Genomic DNA, 20957 nt, shown 5'->3' with positions numbered 1-20957 from the left:
AAAGCAGCGCAACTTTTTAAAGGGCTACGCGTTTAATACAGTGAACTAACAAAAAGGCATCAATAAAGGCCAGCATTTGTTGGATATTTTTCACAAAATACCCTCTTTACCTTAATAGTTTTGCAGTGTATAATGTATAAGGGTATGCGAGTCCCTAGCTCTACCAGTTTTATTGTTTACTAGTTTCTGCAATCCTATACGTTGCAGACCTTTATAATAATTAATTCGCTCAACTCTGGGAAGGGGGTGAATCGGCTAATGAGAGAATCGAGCTCTAATTTATTTAAACAAAACTCTCAACAACCGAAAGATATTCGAGGAGGAGAAAAAAAGGTTATGAAGAAAAGTTTATCTACAATCTTGTCCCTTGCTATGGCATTCTCGATGTTTTCTTCCGTAGCATTTGGGGAAGAAGCTGAAGCTGCTAAAACTTCCGCTGATTTCAGCGATTTGAAAGATCTTGACGCGGCTACTAAAGCTAAGTTTGACGCAATGATTTCCGCAGGAATTTTCGACGGCGTATCTGAAGGTACATTCGGCCTGAAAGACCAAATGAACCGCGCTCAGTTCGCTAAAGTTGCAGCTTTGGTTTTCAAACTGAAAGTTGACACTTCCTTGAAAACTTCCTCCTTCAACGATGTTAAAGCTGACGATCCTGCTAACGGATACGCTCTTCCTTACATCGAAGCGGTTAAAGCTGCCGGCATCACTGACGGCTACGCTGAAGGTGAATACAACCCAGCTGGTGAAGTAACTAAAGAACAACTGGCTGCTTTCTTGCTTCGCGGTCTGAAATTGGATAGCGACGCTAAAGCAACTCCAGGCGTTTCCGACAGCACAGTATCTGACTGGGCTAAAGGTTATGTAGCTCTGGCTCTTGAGAAAAAATTGTTGACTAACAACAGCGACGGCACATTTGGCGGTACTACTGCAGCTACTCGCGACCTGTTGGTGCTTGGCTCCTACGAAGCTAAACAACAATACAAACCTGACTTCAACGGTAAATACGCTATCGCATCCTTGAAAGCTACTGACGCTAAAGAGTTGACTCTTGAGCTGAACGGCGCTTTGAGTGCAGACGACGCGAAAAACCTGAAAATCGAAGTTAAGAAAGACGGCAACGTATTGTCTTCCGGTTACACTACGAAGTGGAACGATGACAGAACAACTGCTACTTTGACTTTCGATACGAAGTTCGTTGAAAACACATTCGACGTTACGATCAGCGGTCTGTCCAACATCGACGATACTGCTAAAACTTCTTCCGTAACAACTACGAAAGAAAAAGTAACGAAAATCGATTTCTTGACTGCATCCGATACACTTCCACTTGCAGTTGATAAAAACGGTGATCCACTCTACAGTGGTTATAAAGTTCGTATTGATTTCAAAGCAACGAACCAATACGGCAAGCAAGCTTCCTTCATCGCAAGCAATTTTGATATCCGCGTAAGTGACAGAGATGCTTCCATCACTTCGATCGCCGGTGCTCAAGCGTTCAACTTGACTGAAGGCAGCAAAACAGAAAGAAACGACAGATTGTCCATCACGATCCTGCACGAAGATAGCGGCGTTCAAGTGAACAAAATCTTCACTATCGGCGACGAGCCTATCGTGTCCAAAATCGAAGTTGGCGACCTGCTCAACTCTTCCGGCAATAAAGTTGACGCTGTTGAATCTAACAGCTACGCTTTCTTGGATCTGAAAGCATGGGATCAATACGGCTTGCGTGTTGAGAACAAAGGATTGCTGAACGATTCCGTAACTGTTTCGACTACAGATCGCGACCTTGAAATCGGCGACGACGACAAAGACGCATTCGTAGACGACGCAGTAGGCGATACAGCTGCTGACCTGAAATTGCGTTCCACTAACAACGAAGAGAAAACAGTCAACGTTAACATCTTCGCTCGTGGCGGACAATCGGTAAGCAAAGACATCAAGATCAAAGCTTCCAAAGTTCCTGCTACAGTGGAATTCGGTTCTTACAACTACACACTTGCTGAAGGCGATGTTCATACGCAAGATGAGTCTGTAGACAACAAATTCTATGTACCTTTGGTACTGAAAGATTCCAACGGCGATCTGTTGGATGCTGACGACATCGTTGACGCTTATGGCGACGGCAGAGATAAACTCGACATCCGTTCCTCCGGCGGTATCAACCTGGCAAGCAGCGAAATCGCTACTTCCGGTACTCATAAAGGTCAAATCGAAATCCAAGACGTTGACAGAAAAGGATCTGCATCCATTACTGTTACGTTGAGAGACTTCCCGAACCAAAAAGCAACTATGAACATTTCCGTCGGAGATGTGCGTGAAGCTCAAGAAATCAAGTTCTCCACTGCTCCTAAGAAACAAATGGTTGCTGGTTCCAATGGCGCTGTAACCGATAATGAGCTGAAATTCAAAATCTACGACCAACAAGGCGCAGAAATGAAGTATATCAGCAAGGACTCCAAGTATGTAGACAACGGTTATTTTGTAAAACTGATCTATAGCGGTCCTAGCGGCGACACTAACACTTACCTTGCTTCCAAGCAAAAAGCTACTGACGGAAGCAATGCGGCTTATGGCAACAGAAAAGATGTCTTCTTGGCTTCTTCTTCTGAAGCAACTTACACTTCCAAGATCTATGATCTGAAGACTGCTCAAGAGTTGCTTGGTGCTAACGACTGGGATAACTTCTTTGACAAATCGTTCAAAGTTTACTCCAAAGAAGGTGCTGCTGAAGGTAGCTTCACAGTTAAAGCTGAATTGTATTCCTACGATATCAAGTTCAAAGATAGCTCTGACAAATATCTGGATGCCAACGCTAAACTGGTTGACTCCGTAAGCCAAACGATCGAAGTTATCGATCCTAAGAAAGCTCAAAACAAATTGACTTACGAAGCTTACTTGGATAAAGGCGTCAACAACACAATTCTTGCTGGCGATGATTATCTGAACCTGAATACTGTAGTTGATGCTGCTTACATGAGAGCTAACTATCCTAAATTGGGTAAAGAAATCAAGATCAGAGCGAAGAACAGTGGCGGTGAAGAAGTTAAACTTCCTACAAACATCGTTTCCGTTTCTTCCAGCAATCCAAGTGTTGCGAACATTGCTGATAAGAAATTCGTTTATGGTTTGGATGCAGGTACAGCCAAACTGAACGTAATCTTCGTTAATGCTAAGAACGAGCAACAAACTGCTCAAATCGAGCTGACTACGAAGAATGAAGGACCTTCTGTAGCTACGATCTCCCTGAAGAAAACAGGTAAAACAGCAACTGGCGCTGCTTCCTTGGTTAACAAATTCTTGTGGGATAAAGATCTGGCAGAAAAAATCACTGTGAAAGACCAATACGGTGATGAAATCGTGTCTGAAGGTGCACCTGGTTCCTTGAATGAAGAAAATGGTGCTAGTGACCAATACTTGCAAGGTCATGTTGGAATTCTTGGCTTGAGCTTCTATGTCAGCGATGTAGTAGCTTCTGGTACTGGTACAGCTACAGTTGATTCGAAAACTGGCCAAATCACGAAAGTTGATGGCGATGTATCCAGCTTCACAATCAACGTATTGGCACCAAGCGGTGTAACTGCATCCTTCGCAGTAACTGTTGGTTCTGCTAACTAATAAGCATTAAGAGAAGGCCCTTCGGGGTCTTCTTTTTTTTATTTAACTTAGCTATACTTAACATACATAACAATTTCTATACATAGAGGTGAAGCATGAATAAAACACGTACGAAAGTGGCCATAAGCACTTTGCTGTTGTGGGCGGCGACCATTGTCGGTGCTAATGCCGACAGCGGAAGCACATCGGTACAGCCGGGCTCAGTAGATGATCCTGTTATAACAAAGAGTTATTTTGACCAGAACATTAAACAGAAAATTGCGGACGAGCTTTCGAGTCAGTCCATTACCGAAGAGAAAGTACGTCAAATCATTAGTGCGGAGCTTGGAAAAAACGGCTCGGGCTCTACTACGCCTGCTCAGCCTGCTCCTGATGCTTCAACACCTTCCGAATCAAATGGGGGCTCAGAATTACAGGTTATTAAGCTTGAGCAAGGACAAATCTTATACGGCGGAGACGGAGCAGAAATCATTGTCCGTACCGGTAAAGTAACGGTAGTCAGCTCTGACGATAACGGAATTGCAGATGTAACTTCAGGTAAGGACATTGCAGCCGGCGCTGCGATAGAAAATAACCATTTGCTTATCATTCCAAGGGAAGGGCGCGGCATTAAGCCCGATCCGAAACAAAAGCAAGATATTTATGTTATGGTTCGCGGCAGCTACGTTTTGACCGATGCGAACGGAACGAAGATTACATCATAAATTTTACCCTTATTGACAACCGTTTATACGTTTGCCTCCAAAGCGCAAGGACATACTATCGTTACATCACATTTGGAGGTGGATCATATGGCTAAAGCGAATAAAGTGGTACCTGAAAGTAAACAAGCATTGGATCAGTTGAAGTATGAAATTGCTGCTGAACTTGGACTTCCTGTAGGCAAATCCATGGCTAATGCTAACGTTGAATTCGCCACAGAGCTCGGCGCTATTCCATCGGGATCGGTAAAGGAAGATTACTGGGGACATATCGCTTCCCGCGATGCCGGTGCCGTAGGCGGGGCCATAACAAGCCGCTTAATCCGTAAGGCAGAAGAGATGATGTTGAACCTGTAAGCGGATTGTTAATTTTTTGGGAACTCATGCAATATTATTGACAGTACTCGACAAATCCAGTAACATAACTACAAGAAGGTATGAATGAAACCTTTTCCTACGGGAAAAGGTTGATTTTTTGTATGTGTACTTTTTTATTAATGAATACTAGTTATAGGAGGTTGATTATATGTCTATTCCACGCGGTCGACGCCTATTCACATCGGAGTCGGTAACGGAAGGTCATCCGGATAAAATTTGCGACCAAATTTCCGATGCAGTTTTGGATGCGTTTCTTAAGAACGATCCTAACGCACGTGTAGCTTGCGAAGTTTCCGTTGCAACAGGCTTGGTATTGGTTATCGGTGAGATTACCAGCCAATCCGAATATGTGGACATTCAATCCATCGCACGTCAAACGATTCAAGATATCGGCTATACACGCGCCAAATTCGGATTTGATTCGAAAACTTGCGCTGTGCTCGTTTCCTTGAATGAACAATCGCCTGACATTGCGCAAGGGGTTAACAAAGCTCTGGAAGCACGCGAAGGGCAAATGACCGATGAAGAGATCGAAGCTATCGGCGCCGGTGACCAAGGGATGATGTTCGGTTTCGCGGTGAACGAAACGCCGGAATTGATGCCTCTTCCTATCTCAATCTCCCACCAGCTTTCCCGACGTTTGTCCGAAGTTCGTAAGAACGGTACGCTCGCTTATTTGCGTCCTGACGGTAAAACTCAGGTTACTGTTGAATATGACGGCGATACGCCAGTGCGCGTTGATACGATTGTCGTTTCTACGCAGCATAGTGAAGATATATCCTTGGAGCAAATCCAAGCGGACATCAAAGAGCATGTCATTAAACCAATCGTTCCCGAGAAGTTTCTCGATGAGAATACCAAATATTTCATTAACCCGACAGGCCGTTTCGTAATCGGCGGACCTCAAGGCGATGCAGGCTTAACCGGCCGTAAAATCATTGTCGATACGTACGGCGGCTACGCTCGTCACGGCGGCGGCGCATTCTCCGGTAAGGACCCGACAAAAGTTGACCGTTCCGGCGCTTACGCGGCTCGCTACGTAGCTAAAAACGTCGTTGCCGCAGGTCTTGCGGACAAATGCGAAGTTCAGCTTGCTTATGCAATCGGTGTCGCACAGCCGGTGTCGATTGCGGTCGACACGTTCGGAACGGGCAAAGTGTCGGAAGAGAAGCTGGTTTCCGTCATTCGCAAACATTTCGATCTGCGTCCGGCAGGCATTATCAAGCAGTTGGATCTCCGCAGACCGATCTACAAGCAAACGGCAGCTTACGGTCATTTCGGCCGCACGGATGTCGATCTTCCTTGGGAGCGTACGGACAAAGCCGAGCTTTTGAAGCGCGATGCGCTCGTTTAAATCTTTTTCACCGTATTGGAAAGTGAACGCGGTTGAACGTCTTTGAAACGACATCGATAGACGTTTTTCTCATAGCATTCGATACCAAAGCCTGGTTCTTTTATAGAGCCGGGCTATTTTTGTTCACAAAATGGCGAAACTTGTCCAAATTGTTCACGATTTCGCCTAGTAAAAACGTAACTTTTTCCATGTTAATAGAGTCTAAGTAAGAGGAGAGTGGGAATAGAAGGGAGAAACATAGGTGTGAGTAAGCATAAAGCTTGGATTAAGATGTCCTCTATTGTTTTATCTGCATTCATAGGTTTATCGCCTCTTATTACAACGGCTGAGGTATACGCGGCTTCGGAGCCGACGGTGACGATGACCGGCCAGGAAATTTTGACTTCCGGCGCCGTTATGAAAAAATACGTTTGGAAATCGACTCGCAGCAATAAAGAGATTACGACCAATGGCAATGTAATAGAAGTAGATTTGACGAATCCTAACGTAAAATTGGACGTGATGACAGGGACGAACGATCAATTTACGAAGAAGCAAAGCGTCCTTGGAATGGCTACCGAGACGAAGGCGGTTGCCGGCGTAAACGGCGACTTTTACAATACGCAGGCGGAAGGCGTTCCGATGGGGCCGGAGATCGAGAATGGCAGGCTGATGGCGACGCCGCCTTATTTGCCGGGCTTTTATTCGTTCGCTATCTCCAAGGACAATAAGCCGATCGTCGATTTGTTTACGTTCCAAGGGTCGGTAACGACCAAGGACGGGGCTAAATTCGCATTAGGCGGCATTAACAAAACGTATTATTGGTTCGAGCCCGGCGGAGAGCACAGCCACGTAGATGCCATGTTTATGTACACTAACGCATGGGGCCAATCGGACCGTTCGAACGACGGGGTGACGGTACCGACGGAAGTGCTCGTCCAGAAAGGCATTATTCAGAAAATTGCAGATAACACGACGATCGATATGATCGCTCCGCAGGACGGCTATATTTTGCGGGCTTCGGGAAAAGCGGCCGATTTTGTCCGGCAGCATATGAAGATCGGAGACCCGCTCAAGGCGGATTACGATATTTTACCGCAGGACTCTACCAAAACGTACGATACGAAAAATTTCAAAATGATGATCGGCGGCCATACCATTTTGGTAGACGGCGGCCAGCCGACCGATTTTTCCCGCGAAGTGGACAGTCTATGCTGCTATCGCTCAAGAACGGCGATCGGTTACTCTCAAGATGAAAAAACGGCTTATATCATTACCGTGGATAATAGCGGGGACAGCAAAGGCTTGAGCATGAAAGAGCTGCAGCAGTTTATGATCAAAGTCGGCGTCTGGAAAGGGATGAACCTGGACGGCGGAGGATCGACTCAGATGGTGGCCCGACCGCTTGGGGAGTTCAATCCGGTGCTTATCAATAAGACGGAGACAGGCATTCAACGTAAGGTCGTTAACGGAGTCGGCGTGTTCTCAACGGCGCCTCAGGGGGATGTTAAGGAGCTGTTCATTCAAGCGCCCGATTTTCTGTTTTTAAACGAACAGGCGCCGCTGAATTTTAAAGGCTACGACGAATACTATAATCCGATCGAATCGGGCAGCGTAACGGCCCAATGGTCTTCAGACAACGGAACGTTCAAGGATAATGTATTCACGCCGACGAAGCTGGGAATAGCCAAAGTAACGGCTGCGTCCGGAAAAGGAAGCCAGTCGGCCGAGATTCCGGTTGTAGGACGGAACGATCTGGCGGGACTTCAGATTGATGCCACCAATATTGCTCTATCGGAAGGCGGTTCTTATAAACTCCCGGTCATAGCAACGACCAAATCGGGCAAATCTCGCGAAGTGCCCCCGCAGCTCATTGATTGGGAAGTACTCGGCATGAAGGCTGAGGTTAAAGACGGCATCCTTACCGTGAATAGCTTGGCAGACGCCAAACAGCTTCAGCTTATCGCCCGTTATGACGGATACAGCACCATGCTGACGCTTCCGATCGGCAAAGACAGCGTATGGTACGATCTGGACCATAATGCGGTGTTGACGAACTCGGGTTCCAAACCGGAAGAAAGCGTTGCAGCATCCGTTTATATTCGTGAGAGCGCGGCAAAAAACAAATATTTGGAACTAAATTACGATTTTTCTAAAGCTACCGGAGAGAAGTGGGCCTACGCGAATATGGACACAGGCATCCAGATCGAAGGCCAGCCGCAGTTTATTAAGATGAAGGTGGACGGCGATGAAAGCCTGAACTCGCTCCGTACGGAAATTAAAGATAATAGCGGTAAAGTGTACTATGTTGAATTAGCCAAGAACATTAACTGGAAGGGCTGGAAGCAGGTTTCGGCCGATTTGTCCGATCTGGATCTCAAGTTCCCGATTGTTGTGAAGAGCGTATATGTATATAGCGAAAGCGTCGGTCAAGACGAACGCGCTACCGTAGGCAAGATCGGCATCGACGATATTACGTTCACTTACAAAGGCCAGCTCTCCGTGCCGTCGAACAATTCGGTTAAGCTGACGGTGAATAAAACGGCCGTTACGGTCAATAACAAAAATATGACGCTGGAACAGGCTCCCGTAATTGTCAGCGGAAATACGCTGATCCCCATCCGTTTTGTCACGGATGCATTGGGCGGTACCGTCCGCTGGGACGATAAAGAGCGCAAGGTTACGGTCATTCGCGGGGACAAGCTGATCGATCTATGGATCGACAATCCGGACCTGCTTGTGAACGGCAAACGGATTACGGCTGAGGTGGCTCCGAAGATTATGAATGACGTTACCGTCGTGCCGCTGCGTATTCTTTCGGAAAATATGGGCTGGAAAGTGACTTGGGATGAAAAGACGAAGCAGATCACATTGCAATAATTAGTTCCTATCTCCTCTTACAATCGACTATAAATATGGTACTATATTGCTAGGAGCCTGTCCGACAATCGGGTCGCACAGGCTCCTCATTTGGGAATTGTTGAAGAAGGAGCCCGACGTATGCAAGTGGACGCTTTAGACCGCATTATCAAAAATGCGATTGACGTCATGGAGAGCAGCAAATATCAGATCTTTGAAATTTGCGAAAATGTACGGTCAGAGCGCAATGCGCTGAACAACGAGCTGCAGCAAGTTATCGACGAAACGACTAAGACTATCGACATGGTCGATCATATTGAAATGGAATATCGGCGGGCGCGCATTCGGTTAACCGAGGTTAGCCGTGATTTTAAACGCTTTAAAGAGGATGACATTCGCACAGCCTATGAATTTGCCACCCAGATGCAAACCCAGCTCGCGATGTACAGGGAGAAAGAGCTTCACCTGAAGGCGAGAAGAGATGATCTGCAAAAAAGGATTAAAAATGTCGATAAACAATTGGAGAGGGCTGAAGCGGTCGTATCCCAGGTGAATGTAGTGCTGGAGTACCTGTCCGGCGATTTGAACCAGGTGACCCGCTTATTGGAATCGGCTAAAAACCGGCAGCTGCTCGGTTTGAAAATTATTTTGGCTCAAGAAGAAGAGCGCAAACGGATTGCCCGGGAAATACATGACGGGTTGGCGCAAACGATGGCTAACGTTGTACTCCGGACCGAAATTGCCGAACGAATGTTAACCAAGCAGGCCTATACGTCCGTAAAAGAAGAGCTTGTCGATCTGAAAGGTCAAGTCCGCGGCGGGATTGAAGAAGTTCGTAAAATCATATTCAATCTGCGGCCGATGGCGCTTGACGACCTGGGTGTTATTCCCGCTTTGCGCAAATTTGTGCAGGATTTTGAAGAAAAATCGCGGATTCGAACGCAGTTTGAATTCACCGGCAAAGATGCGAGGCTTCCTTCCGGAATGGAAGTAGCCATTTACCGGCTTGTTCAAGAGGCGTTCTCCAATGTAGTCAAGCACGCTCAGGCATCTCATGTGATGCTGGAGGTCACCTACCAGAAGCAAATGGTGAAAATTGTCGTTACCGACAACGGAGTCGGGTTTACCCTGGACAACATCGACAAGAAAATCGAAAAAGGAAGCCATTACGGCATTATTGGAATGCGCGAAAGAGTAGAACTGCTGGAGGGCCGTATAGAGATGCAGTCCGCCAAGGGGGCAGGAACGAAAATATCGATGCTGATACCCATCAAATTAGATTCGAAGGAGGAATAAATCATGGACATCACGGGAAATGCAAAGCGCAATATTAAGCTTGTTTTGGCGGATGATCATCAGCTGTTTCGCGAAGGGGTCAAACGCATTTTGAATATGGAAAACGATCTGGAGGTCGTTGGGGAGTGCGGCGACGGCATACAGGTCATTGAGCTGTGCAACGCCCTATCTCCAGACATCGTCTTAATGGACATTAATATGCCGATCGAGAACGGCGTCGTAGCGACGGAGAAGCTCAAGGACATTTTTCCCGATATCAAAGTCATTATATTGTCGATTCATGATGACGAGAGCTATGTGTTCGAAACGCTCCGCAAAGGGGCATCCGGTTATTTGCTGAAGGATATGGAGGCGGAGTCGCTAATCAACGCGATTCGTTCGGTCGTAGCCGGCCATGCGTATATTCACCCTAAAGTAACGGGCAAGCTCATTAATCAGCTGCGTAGAATGACCTATTTGGATGAAGTCGGCGTAGCCGGAAGCGGAATCGCGAAGGAAGCCGGAGTCAAATATGTACATTCCGACAACAGCCCGCTCACAAGGCGGGAAGCGGAAGTGCTGCGTCTTATGGCCGAAGGCAAAAGCAATAAAATGATCGGCGAGTTCTTATATATAAGCGAAAAGACGGTAAAAAACCACGTCAGCAGCATTTTGCAGAAGATGGAAGTCGATGACCGTACCCAAGCGGTAATTATCGCCATCAAAAACGGCTGGGTCACGCTCTAAAACAGGAACCAACCCAATCATTGCGGCATATACTGATCCTAAGGGAGGGAGCCGCGATGATGGTAGGGTTATTGTGGATTTTTGGCTGCTATGGCGCAAGTATTGCCTTGGTGCATTGGTGTTATCGGCGGCACCGGGATACGGGTCGGAATGTCACGCATGTTTTGCTGTTAACGCATAATAATCAAAATCAAGTCGAATGGTACATTCGTTCGCTGCTGTTTTTCTCGCGGCTCAAAGGCCGGGAGGTGCACGTGACCCTAGCCGACGAAGGATCAACGGACGATACGCTGGCTATCGCCGAACGGTTCCGTTTGGAATACCATTTGGACATTCGCAGGTTCAGCGATCTGGAGTCTTTGGATGATTGGATTCGCGAGCATGAGGAAAAGCAGGTGGTGATCGTTCGGCTTGGTCAACAAGACGGATTGGTAACCGCTTACAAAGCGATGTGAATAATCAATAGCTTCGGGGGGAACATGAAGGCTATTTTATATGCGGTGATTAGCGGCGATGCGGTCCGATGGCAAGCATCTTTGGATATTCAGGCAGATATGACGTTATGGTTCGGACGGTATCCGGGTTCGGTACGAATTCGGATGCTGGAGCCGGCCTTTTCATTCGGACAAGCCGTTATGCTTAGGGACAAGCTGAATGTGCTTCAATGGGCAGGCAAGGGAGGACTTGCGCCCGAGAGGTTTGTGAAAGCGGTGCGGGAGTGTGCCGAAGACACGCTTATCGGCAGAGACACGGTAAACCGGCTGCAGCCGGTCGATTGCAGCTACAGCCAGTGGCTTGCATATCGGCAGGCGCAAGGAGTGACGTTTCGTATCGACAGCGCCGAATTGGACAGGCTGGTTAGTCTCATGCAAGGCCGCAGCCTGCTAATGGATGAGGTGAAGCAGCTGATGGAGCATTATGGCTTATCGAATGCTTCCGCTGAGCCGCTTGCTTATGTACAGACGGCCTACTTGCTCGGGCTGCTCCGGCTGGATCAAGGAATATCGCTGCAGCAGAAATGCAGGCTTCGCTGGTGGGGCGGCAAACCAAGCTACCGCTGCCATCGCTGCGGGGGCGGAGCCGAGCATATGGTGTTTACGGAATGTATGTTTTGCGGAACGTCGTGCCCCTATTGCGAGCAATGCTTAACGATGGGACGATCCCGGTACTGCTCGGTTACGATAAGCTCGGCCGAGGGCCATCATGAACCAAGCGCTGCGGCAAAGGAACTGGCCGCCACCTCGGCAAGCACGGAGGAACCGCCCTTGGAGGCTTATTTAGCTCCGTGGGGGTTAAGCGAGATTCAGGCGGAAGCGTCGGGCGAAGCATTGCGATTTTTGAAAGGGAATGAATTACAAACGATCAATAAGAAGACAAATCAGCCTAAACAATTCCTGATTTGGGCGGTTACCGGGGCGGGAAAGACCGAGATGATCTTTCCGATGATCCAGTATACGGCGGCGCAAGGGAAGCGTGTCGTAGTGGCTACACCGAGGCGGGATGTGGTACTGGAGCTGAAGCCGCGATTGGAGAAGGCGTTCTCGCCTATCCCGGTCGTTACGTTATACGGGGGGAGCGAGCAGCGCTGGGACGCGGCTCCGATCACGATTGCGACAACCCATCAGCTGCTGCGGTTCGAGAGTGCATTTGACCTCGTCATCATCGATGAATTGGATGCCTTTCCTTACCACAATAATCCTATGCTTCAATATGCGGCGGAAAAAGTATGCAAGCCGGGCGGAGCGACCATTCTGCTGTCCGCAACGCCACCGTTACAGCTGCAAAAAGCGGCGAAGCGCGGCGCGCTGCCTCATGTAAAAGTCACGACCCGGTATCATCGTCATCCGCTGCCGGTTCCTGTGCTGCTTACGATGCCGCCTTTGCGTCAGCAGCTGGAGAAATCCGCGCTAGCGCCGGTGATTAAGCAGAAAATAGAAGCATCCTTACAGCGGGGAGCGCAAGTGTTCGTCTTTGTGCCGAAAATTCATATGGTAGAACCGCTGACGAAACTGCTTAGTTCTTCTTTTCCGCACGTTACAACCCAGGGAACCTCCTCCAAGGACGAACACCGGGGACAGAAGGTCATTGATTTTCGCGGCAGGAATACGCGGATTTTGGTGACGACGACGATATTGGAGCGCGGCGTCACGATCCCCAAATCGGATGTGCTGATTCTCGATGCAGGCGAGCCGATCTTCGATTCCGCCGCTTTGGTGCAAATGGCAGGGAGAGCGGGAAGATCCGCCGACGATCCGGCCGGGCATGTTTATTTTGCCGCGCAAGAGAAGACGCGCGCCCAAGTCGAAGCAGTCCGTCAGATCAAGAGCATGAACGCATTAGCCAGGAAGAAGGGCTATCTGCATGATAAAGGAGAGATCAAGCCTCATGGAAACTCGTCATAGGCTGTCATCCCGAATGCTGCAATGGCTTAAGCGATCGGTTACGCAAGCAGAGAGCCTGCTTTCTTCGAGACAGAGCTCTTGTATCGCTTGCGGCGCTCTATACAGCGGGGCGCGGGAGCTGCCTCTATGCGACGGCTGCGCTGCAGCGGTTCCGTGGATTTTGCAGGTGCAGTGCAGCCGGTGCGGACGCCCGGAGATATGTACGGATTGCAGCCGGCGGACGGATACGTATTTTGTGCAAAACCGCAGTGCTGTCAGCTACAGTCCTTTGATGAAGGAATGGCTGGCCATGTACAAATATCGCGGTCACGAAAAACTGCGCTCGCTGCTCGGCCGGATGCTGCTTCATGCTTATCATCTTCATAAAACGGCTGCACTCCAAGGGAGCTCTTCCGGAGCGACGCGGGAGTTGATCACCTATGTGCCGTTGAGCGGCGAGCGGAGGCTGGAGCGGGGCTTCAACCAGGCGCAGCAGCTTGCCGAGGATTTGGGCGGCAGCTTGTCCATTCCCGTGATTCCTCTGCTTGCGAGGGTCAGGCATACGGCTAAGCAAAGCTTCAAAACTCGCGGGGATCGGCTGGACGATTTGCAAGGCGTGTTTGCGCTGCTGCCCGAATCGCAAAAAGCGCTGCAAGATCTGCTCCATTTTTCCGATATTACCTTATATATAGTAGATGACGTTTATACGACCGGAAGCACCTTGAATGAGTGCGCAAGAACGGTTAAGGCTGAGCTCCCTAACGTAGCTGTCTACGGAATCGGGTGGGCGCGATGACGTATTTTGTCGGATGTTGGACAAAAATTCAGTGTACAAGCTCGCAGGAGTTGAGATAAACTAATCGTAAGAATATTCCTGTGATCAGTATGGGGGGGAGAGCAGGCATGAGTTTAAATGTAGACAATTGTCCGCGCTGCGGGAAAATTTATGTCAAAAACAACTTCAGTCTATGTGTGAATTGCATTAAAGAGATCGATCAGCAGTACGAGAAATGCTTGAACTATTTGCGAGAAAACCGTTCCTGCTATTTATATGAACTGAGCGAAGCGACGGGCGTCTCCATTAAACAGATTACGAAGTTTATCCGGGAAGGCCGCATTTCAATTGCAAATCATCCTAATATGTCCTACAACTGCGAGGTGTGCAACACCCCGATTCGGGTGCATACGATCTGCGACTCGTGCCGTCAGAAGCTGTCCAAGGAGGCCAGCAACATGCAGGAGGATGAGCAGCGCAAGCAGAAGCTTCAGAAGGAAGGAAATCATATGTCCTACAATATCCAGGACCGTTTGCGCGACCGGCATAACTGACGGTATTATCAAATTTAATGTGACGACTCCCGCTGCTAAAGCCAATGGGCTTCTCGGATCATCGGAACTCGTAACCTCGTCCCTCCTCGAAGGCTCCGTCCGAGCCTGGAGTTGTTGTTTGGTTATAAGACTTACCGCAATGCACGCATCAAAATATTGATCGCGGCATTCACATCACGGTCCAATGTTGTGCCGCAATGAGGGCAGCAATGCACACGTTCTGCTAGCGTTTTGTATACGATTTTGCTACATGTGGAGCAACATTGCGATGTATGACGCGGATCGAGCCGAACAACGTGACGACCGGCGCTTTCAGCCTTGTACGCCACGAATTGGACGAGTTGACTCCATCCTGCATCCGCAATACTTTTGGCCAACTGATGGTTTTTCAGCATTCCTTGCACATTCAAATCCTCGAAAGCGATGATGTCATAGTTGTTAACAAGAATCCGGCTGATTTGGTGCGCGTAATCTTTACGCTGATTAGCCACACGCTCATGCTGCCTTGCGAGCACCATGACCGTTTTCCGCCTGCGCTTTGAGCCGCGCTGCTTCCTGGACACCTCTTTTTGCTGCCGTCTAAGCTTTGCCTCGCTGTTTCGCAGATAGTTCGGTGCTGCAAATCGTTGTCCGTCCGAGGTTGCCGCCAAATGCTTGACTCCAAGGTCAACGCCAACACAGTGGTTCGCTTTTGGAAGCGGCTGCGCTTCAACTTCACAAGATAGGCAAACGTAGTACCGGCTGTTTTTAACGGTGACCGTACACGTTTTCATCGTCCCTTGCGGCTGCCGATGCAGTTTGATTCGTACACTTCCGATCTTGGATAGTTGGATATGCTTACCGCCAAGCGAAAATCCTGTTTGCGGATACGTGAACGAATCATAGCGGCTTCGCGTCTTAAAGCGCGGAAAACCGGCTTTTTCACCGTTCTTTACGCGGCGAAAAAACGATTGGTACGTTTTATCGAGCCGCCTGGCGACATCCTGCAGCACTTGAGAATGGACTTCTTTTAATGACGGAATGTACTGTTTACGATCGCTGAACGTGTTTGCTTGCTGCCTATATGTCAGCGATTTCCCTTCCATTTTGTACTTATGGATTCGTTCATCCAACAGGCGATTATAGAGCAACCGACAGCGTTCAATGGTGAATTGGATTTTTTCCTGTTGCTCTGCTGTTGGGTACAAACGGAATTTGTACGTTCTTATCATTGTGTTCACCCCCTGTGTCTATTATATCATAAAACGGGAACTAACGTTCGTTTTTTGATGCTTTTGAGCGGCTAACGCCACCCTGCGTCCGAAGGTCTTTTATCTGAATGCCTAAAGGCATGGATTTTATGACGTATTCTATAAACTTTCTGCATAACTCCACCGATAAATGTAATAACGCTTATTCGGTGGGGTTATTTTATATGATTGAATGAGGTGAGATCGATGAAGATAGATGGTACGAATCGGCTCGGCGGAGTCAATCCTTACGCGAAGTCTCAGGATGCTTATCATGCGGCGGTGTCCGGCAAAACCGGCAAAAAGAAAGATAAAGTAGAAATATCTAGCGAGGCGAAGGAACTATTGGAGACGCAAAATTCGGCGGCAGCGGAGAAGTCCAGAGAAAAAGTGGAAGCTTTGAAGGCATCGGTGGCAAGCGGTACTTATAAAGTCGATGCAAGAGCGCTGGCGGAGAAGCTGTTTCCTTTTATTAAATAATTCCTAACTTTATAGCGAAACAGGTGGATGAGCATGGCATTCGAAGCTTTACTGCAGACAATGACGGCGTTAAACGACATACATGAGAGTTTATTGGAACTGGGTGAACGGAAAAAGCAGGTGCTCATCCTGGGCGACATCGAATCCTTGATGCAGATCGTGTCCAAAGAAAACAAGCTGGTCAAGCAGATTGGAGAACTCGACCAGCAGCGGATCGACGCTATCGGTCAATTTATGATCGAGAAGGGATACAAGCCGAATCCGAAGGTGACGGTAAGCGATTTGACGAAAATTATTTTTAACGTCGAGGACAAGAAGCTGCTCTTGGGACAGCAGAAGCGGCTGCTCGGAACGATCAACAAGCTTCGCGAAATGAACAAGCTGAATCAGCAGCTGATTGAGCATTCGCTAGCTTTCGTAGATTACTCGCTGGATTTGATCGCGGGCCCTCCCGAGGACGAATACCGCTACCAGCATCCGCAGTCACAGACGTACGGGTCCAAGCGGCCGGGGCTTTTTGATACACGGGCATAAATCATTTGAAGTGTAACGGAGGGGATCAGAGTCATGCGCTCTACTTTCAGCGGATTAGAGATCGCCAAGCGCAGCTTATTTACGCAGCAGGCCGCCTTGACGACGACGGGGCATAATATTGCAAACGCCAACACGCAGGGGTACTCCCGCCAGGTTGTGAACATGGTGGCATCCCGGCCGATTGAATATCCGGGGCTGCAGAACAGCACGGTGCCCGGCCAAATGGGCCAGGGCGTCGAATTTGACAGCATCAAGCGTGTGCGGGAGAAATTCCTGGACAACCAATACCATAATGAGAACAAGAACTTGGGCGACTGGTCGGTGCGCCAGGATACGCTGGAAAAGCTGGAGGCTATCTTCAACGAGCCATCGGATACCGGGATTCGTCAGACGATCGAGGGCTTCTGGAACGCATGGCAGGAGCTGAGCAAGTCGCCGGAAAATACGACGGCGCGCGTGCTGGTGAAAGAGAAAGCTCTCGCCATGACCGACGCGTTTAACCAAACGTCCCGGCAATTGCAGGATCTCTCCAGCGATTTGACGGAAAACATCGAAGTCAAAGTAAAACAGATCAACCAATATACATCTCAAATCGCCGATTTGAACGAACAGATTTACCGGATCGAAGGCTTGGGCGACGACGCTAACGACCTTCGCGACCAGCGGGATTTGCTGATGGATAACTTGTCTCAGATCGTCAACATTTCCTATACGGAAGAAGATCAGGGCTACAATATAAAAATGGGCAATGTGCAGCTGGTCAGCGGCAACACCGTCGACACGACCTTTACTCGCGATACGCTCGAAGCCGCCGCGACGGCCAATAATCTGAACAGCGGCGAAGTGTATGGGATGATTCAGTCGCGCGATAATTACGTTGCCAACTACCAGTTCCAATTGGACAATATGCTGAAGGTGCTCGTCCAAGGCGACACCAAGGTGACGCTGCCGCAGGGCATGGTCGTGCCGGATGGGACGACGTTGACAGTTGTCAATTCGGACGGTACAACCGAGCAGAGAGCGTATAGCGGAACGATTGAACAGAGAACGCTCGGGGCCAATACCGATGTCGTGGTGCAGGGCTTCAACGGGCTTCATCAATTGGGATACTCGGCATCCAGCCCGCTGAAGAGCAACGTGCCGTTCTTTACCTTGAAGCCAGGCACGACGGAGGTCAACGCAGCCAACATTACGGTCAATCCCGCTATCGTCAGCGACGTGTCCAACATCTCCTCCTCGGCCAGAACGTATATCGACACGGACGGCGTGGAGAAGGTGGTCAAAGGGAATAACGACATGGCATTGCTATTGGCCGGCGTTAGGAATACGAAAGTGAACTTTGATCCGAGCACGTCAGGCAAGCCTATTTTGACCGACGGGACGTTCGATGAATTTTTCCGGTCCATTGTCGGCGAGCTGGGCGTTCAGAGCCAGGAAGCGGCCCGTCAGGCGACGAATCAGAAAATTCTCGTAGACCAGGTCGATTCGAGAAGGCAATCGGTTAGCGGCGTTTCTCTGGATGAAGAGATGGCCAATATGATTAAATTCCAGCATGCCTATAATGCCGCGGCCAGAGCGCTCACGACCTTCGACGAATGTCTGGATAAAGTGATCAACAGCATGGGTACGGTAGGACGCTAAACCGAAGGCGCTTCATACTATGGAAGTAGGTGACGATATACAATGACGATGAGAGTGACGCAGGGGATGCTTAATAACCAGCTGCTGCGCAATATTAATACGAACTTGAACCGGATGAACGAACACCAGAATCAGCTTTCGACGGGACGTAAAATTAACAAGCCTTCGGATGATCCGGTCGGCATCAGCTTCTCTTTGCGCTATCGCAGTGAAGTGTCGGCGAACGATCAGTATGAAAGCAATGTCGATGCCGCGATTTCCTGGCTCGATTATACCGATTCGATGCTGGGCCAAGCGAACAGCGTCATTCAGCGCGTGCGGGAGCTGGCGGTGAACGGCGCCAACGATACGAATCCGCAGCAGGCGCTGGACTCCATCAAGAGTGAGGTCGACCAGTTATACTCCCAGATGGTTACGATCGGAAACAGCCAGTTCAACGGCAAATATGTGTTCAACGGTCAAATGACGGATAAGGCGCCGTATACGGAAGAGACGGCTGCTACGGATAAGGTCGATACGTCGGATATTAACTTTGAGATCGGGACAGGCGTTCGCATCTCCGCGAATATTCCGGGGAATCAAGTATTCGGCGATGCCGACGATCCCGCTAATCCCGGTACGAACGACAACATTTTCAAAGTGCTGCAGGATTTGTCGGCCGCGCTTAGCAGCGGAGATACGGCAGGGGTCAGCACCATTATCGGCCGGATCGATACGCAAAACGATAAATTTCTGCAAGCTCGTGCGGACGTAGGGGCGAGAACGAACCGGATTGAGCTGGCGCAGTCCCGGTTGGAGGATATTAGCGTGAACCTGCAATCCCTTCAATCGAAAACGGAGGATGCAGATATGTCCGGAGTGATCACGAATTTGAAGACGGACGAGAACGTCTATCAGGCTTCCTTATCCGTCGGCGCCAAAATTATTAGCGCAAGCTTAGTCGATTTCTTGCGTTAGGAGGGGGCTAAGATGAGTATCTCCTCGGTTCCGCAGCTTCAGATCAGACAGCAATATGCGCAGATCGGTATCGATGCTGACATGGGACAGTGGGATATCGAGCAGCCCCGAGCGATCCAAGAGCTGACAACGACCCCGTCCAGGCTTGACATGCACACCCAGCCGGGGCAGTTGTCCATCGATAATAGCAAATGGCATGATGCGTTGGGATTCGGACCGAGTCTGGAGGCGTTCAGCCGGATTTACTCGGAATGCAAAAATATCGCTCTGCAGGGGATTGCCAAGATTGTCGAGGACGGCAACCGGATGGCGGCGATACAGACGGGCGAGAATGCATTCTCCGCGTTGGCCAAGGAGAGCACGAAGGACATCGATTTCTACGAATACATGTATATGGGGGATGCGTCGCTGGATAATATAGATATGAGCTATCAACCCGCGAAGGTAGATATTCAATACACGCCTGCTCATGTCGAACACCATGTGACGGTGAACCCGCCAAAAATCCACTACCAGCGGGGGAAGCTGGATATTTATATGAAGCAGTATGCTTCGGTGGAATTTATCCCGCCCTCGATCGACACGAAAAGGTAATAACTATATCATGAAGCTATAGCTGCTTAACGGCTATAGCTCGTTTTGTATTTATCAAAAGAAAGGACGTTGTGATCAATGCTGCTAGAAACTGCCATGTTGGGGCAAATTGGCTATGAAGAAGAGGATATTGTTACGTTTGCTAATGGCATCCCGGGATTCGAAGGATGCCGTCAATATATTGTCATCCGACAGGATGCGGAGGAGCCCATCGCTTATTTGCAATCGGTGGAGGAAGCGCGGCTTCATTTTCTGATGATCGACCCGTTCTATGTATGTAAAAAATATGAGTTTAAACTCGAAGAAGCGGACTTGGCCGAGCTGGAGATAGGTTCCGAAGAGCAGGTTCAAGTATGGTCGATTGTCACGGCCCATGAGGATGTGCAGGAGACGACGCTCAACCTGCTGGCGCCGATAATTATTAATCAGTACACAAGGAAGGGGAAACAAATTATTCTGCATAGCTCCCCTTACCGGACGAAGCATAAATTATCCGAGATGATGGCCGCGGTCGGCGGCAGCGGGGGGGCGTAGTCGATGCTCGTACTTTCGAGAAAACCGGGGGAATCGATCATGATCGGAGATCAGATCGAGATTATAGTGCTTGGCACCGAGGGAGATGCGGTGAAGATCGGCGTCGCGGCACCCAAGCAGCAGCAAATATTGCGTAAGGAGATCTACTCGGCTCTGAAGGAATCGAATGAAGAAGCGTCGGGTGCCGTCGCTAATTTGGAAACATTGAAGAAGTTGTTGAAAAAATTGTAAGATCCTCGCGAAAAAAATCAAAATTGCTATAAACTTTAGCCCGGTCTAGTTCGATATATATAGTAGAGCGAGAAGGAGGATAGGGCGGCCGACCTAGCTCCTCCTCTTCTCATAATAAGCTGCTCCACAAGGATGT

Annotated in this window: 19 protein-coding genes; 18 read left to right on the top strand and 1 reads right to left on the bottom strand. The window is 49.0% G+C overall.

Going from position 1 to position 20957, the window contains the following annotated elements; translation table 11 throughout:
* The first annotated feature begins 258 nt into the window (after nt 1–258).
* The 11 genes from N0M98_RS07385 (at nt 259) to N0M98_RS07335 (ending at nt 14621) form a co-directional block, all read left to right on the top strand.
* Nucleotides 259–3618, top strand: coding sequence for an S-layer homology domain-containing protein (locus N0M98_RS07385; protein ID WP_259617434.1), 3360 nt, complete (start codon nt 259–261; stop codon nt 3616–3618).
* A gap of 95 nt (nt 3619–3713) precedes the next feature.
* Complete coding sequence (locus N0M98_RS07380; protein ID WP_249860175.1) at nt 3714–4322, top strand: hypothetical protein; 609 nt, start codon at nt 3714–3716, stop codon at nt 4320–4322.
* Nucleotides 4323–4409: 87 nt separating this feature from the next.
* Nucleotides 4410–4676, top strand: a complete 267-nt coding sequence (locus N0M98_RS07375) for an alpha/beta-type small acid-soluble spore protein (RefSeq protein ID WP_249860174.1) — start codon at nt 4410–4412, stop codon at nt 4674–4676.
* A 169-nt stretch (nt 4677–4845) separates the two neighbouring features.
* The gene (metK, locus tag N0M98_RS07370) at nt 4846–6051 is read left to right on the top strand and encodes a methionine adenosyltransferase (RefSeq protein ID WP_249860173.1); all 1206 of its coding nucleotides are present in this window, start codon (nt 4846–4848) and stop codon (nt 6049–6051) included.
* A 243-nt stretch (nt 6052–6294) separates the two neighbouring features.
* The gene (locus tag N0M98_RS07365; protein ID WP_259617433.1) at nt 6295–8910 is read left to right on the top strand and encodes a stalk domain-containing protein; all 2616 of its coding nucleotides are present in this window, start codon (nt 6295–6297) and stop codon (nt 8908–8910) included.
* 120 nt (nt 8911–9030) lie between these two features.
* Complete coding sequence (locus tag N0M98_RS07360) at nt 9031–10185, top strand: sensor histidine kinase (RefSeq protein WP_249860171.1); 1155 nt, start codon at nt 9031–9033, stop codon at nt 10183–10185.
* 3 nt (nt 10186–10188) lie between these two features.
* Nucleotides 10189–10911: a response regulator gene (locus tag N0M98_RS07355; RefSeq protein ID WP_249860170.1), complete on the top strand. Its 723-nt coding sequence runs from the start codon at nt 10189–10191 to the stop codon at nt 10909–10911.
* A gap of 56 nt (nt 10912–10967) precedes the next feature.
* Entirely contained in the window at nt 10968–11366 is a 399-nt protein-coding gene (locus tag N0M98_RS07350; protein ID WP_259617432.1) for a glycosyltransferase family A protein, read from the top strand.
* 24 nt (nt 11367–11390) lie between these two features.
* On the top strand, nt 11391–13313 hold the full coding sequence (locus tag N0M98_RS07345) for an ATP-dependent helicase ComFA (protein ID WP_259617431.1): 1923 nt from the start codon (nt 11391–11393) through the stop codon (nt 13311–13313).
* Nucleotides 13297–14088 carry a ComFC family protein gene (locus N0M98_RS07340; protein WP_259617430.1) on the top strand — a complete coding sequence of 264 codons (792 nt, stop codon included), beginning with the start codon at nt 13297–13299 and terminating at the stop codon, nt 14086–14088. Before N0M98_RS07345 ends, N0M98_RS07340 begins: the two co-directional genes overlap by 17 nt.
* Before the next feature lie 107 nt (nt 14089–14195).
* Nucleotides 14196–14621, top strand: coding sequence for a flagellar protein (locus N0M98_RS07335; protein ID WP_259617429.1), 426 nt, complete (start codon nt 14196–14198; stop codon nt 14619–14621).
* 131 nt (nt 14622–14752) lie between these two features.
* Here the strand turns inward: N0M98_RS07335 and N0M98_RS07330 are convergent, their stop codons facing one another.
* Nucleotides 14753–15832, bottom strand: a complete 1080-nt coding sequence (locus N0M98_RS07330) for an RNA-guided endonuclease InsQ/TnpB family protein (RefSeq protein ID WP_259617428.1) — start codon at nt 15830–15832, stop codon at nt 14753–14755.
* 225 nt (nt 15833–16057) lie between these two features.
* Here N0M98_RS07330 and flgM point away from each other — a divergent pair, with 225 nt between their 5' ends.
* From flgM to csrA, 7 genes are all read left to right on the top strand, one after another.
* Nucleotides 16058–16330 (top strand): flagellar biosynthesis anti-sigma factor FlgM, encoded by a 273-nt coding sequence (gene flgM / locus N0M98_RS07325; protein WP_259617427.1) that lies wholly within the window; start codon nt 16058–16060, stop codon nt 16328–16330.
* A gap of 33 nt (nt 16331–16363) precedes the next feature.
* Complete coding sequence (locus N0M98_RS07320) at nt 16364–16864, top strand: flagellar protein FlgN (RefSeq protein WP_249860163.1); 501 nt, start codon at nt 16364–16366, stop codon at nt 16862–16864.
* A gap of 33 nt (nt 16865–16897) precedes the next feature.
* Nucleotides 16898–18505, top strand: coding sequence for a flagellar hook-associated protein FlgK (gene flgK / locus N0M98_RS07315; RefSeq protein ID WP_259617426.1), 1608 nt, complete (start codon nt 16898–16900; stop codon nt 18503–18505).
* Nucleotides 18506–18553: 48 nt separating this feature from the next.
* The gene (gene flgL / locus N0M98_RS07310; protein WP_259617467.1) at nt 18554–19462 is read left to right on the top strand and encodes a flagellar hook-associated protein FlgL; all 909 of its coding nucleotides are present in this window, start codon (nt 18554–18556) and stop codon (nt 19460–19462) included.
* Between the two features lie 12 nt (nt 19463–19474).
* Nucleotides 19475–20056: a DUF6470 family protein gene (locus tag N0M98_RS07305; RefSeq protein WP_259617425.1), complete on the top strand. Its 582-nt coding sequence runs from the start codon at nt 19475–19477 to the stop codon at nt 20054–20056.
* A 78-nt stretch (nt 20057–20134) separates the two neighbouring features.
* A complete protein-coding gene (fliW, locus tag N0M98_RS07300) occupies nt 20135–20590 on the top strand; it encodes a flagellar assembly protein FliW (protein ID WP_259617424.1) in 456 nt (151 codons plus the stop codon).
* A 3-nt stretch (nt 20591–20593) separates the two neighbouring features.
* On the top strand, nt 20594–20821 hold the full coding sequence (gene csrA / locus N0M98_RS07295; RefSeq protein WP_249860159.1) for a carbon storage regulator CsrA: 228 nt from the start codon (nt 20594–20596) through the stop codon (nt 20819–20821).
* Nucleotides 20822–20957 lie beyond the last annotated feature (136 nt).

The sequence above is a fragment of the Paenibacillus doosanensis genome, from assembly GCF_025060755.1.
Taxonomy (GTDB): Bacteria; Bacillota; Bacilli; order Paenibacillales; family NBRC-103111; genus Paenibacillus_S; species Paenibacillus_S doosanensis.
Note: the sequence above shows the minus strand (reverse complement) of the source record. Positions and strands in the feature narration are given on the sequence as shown.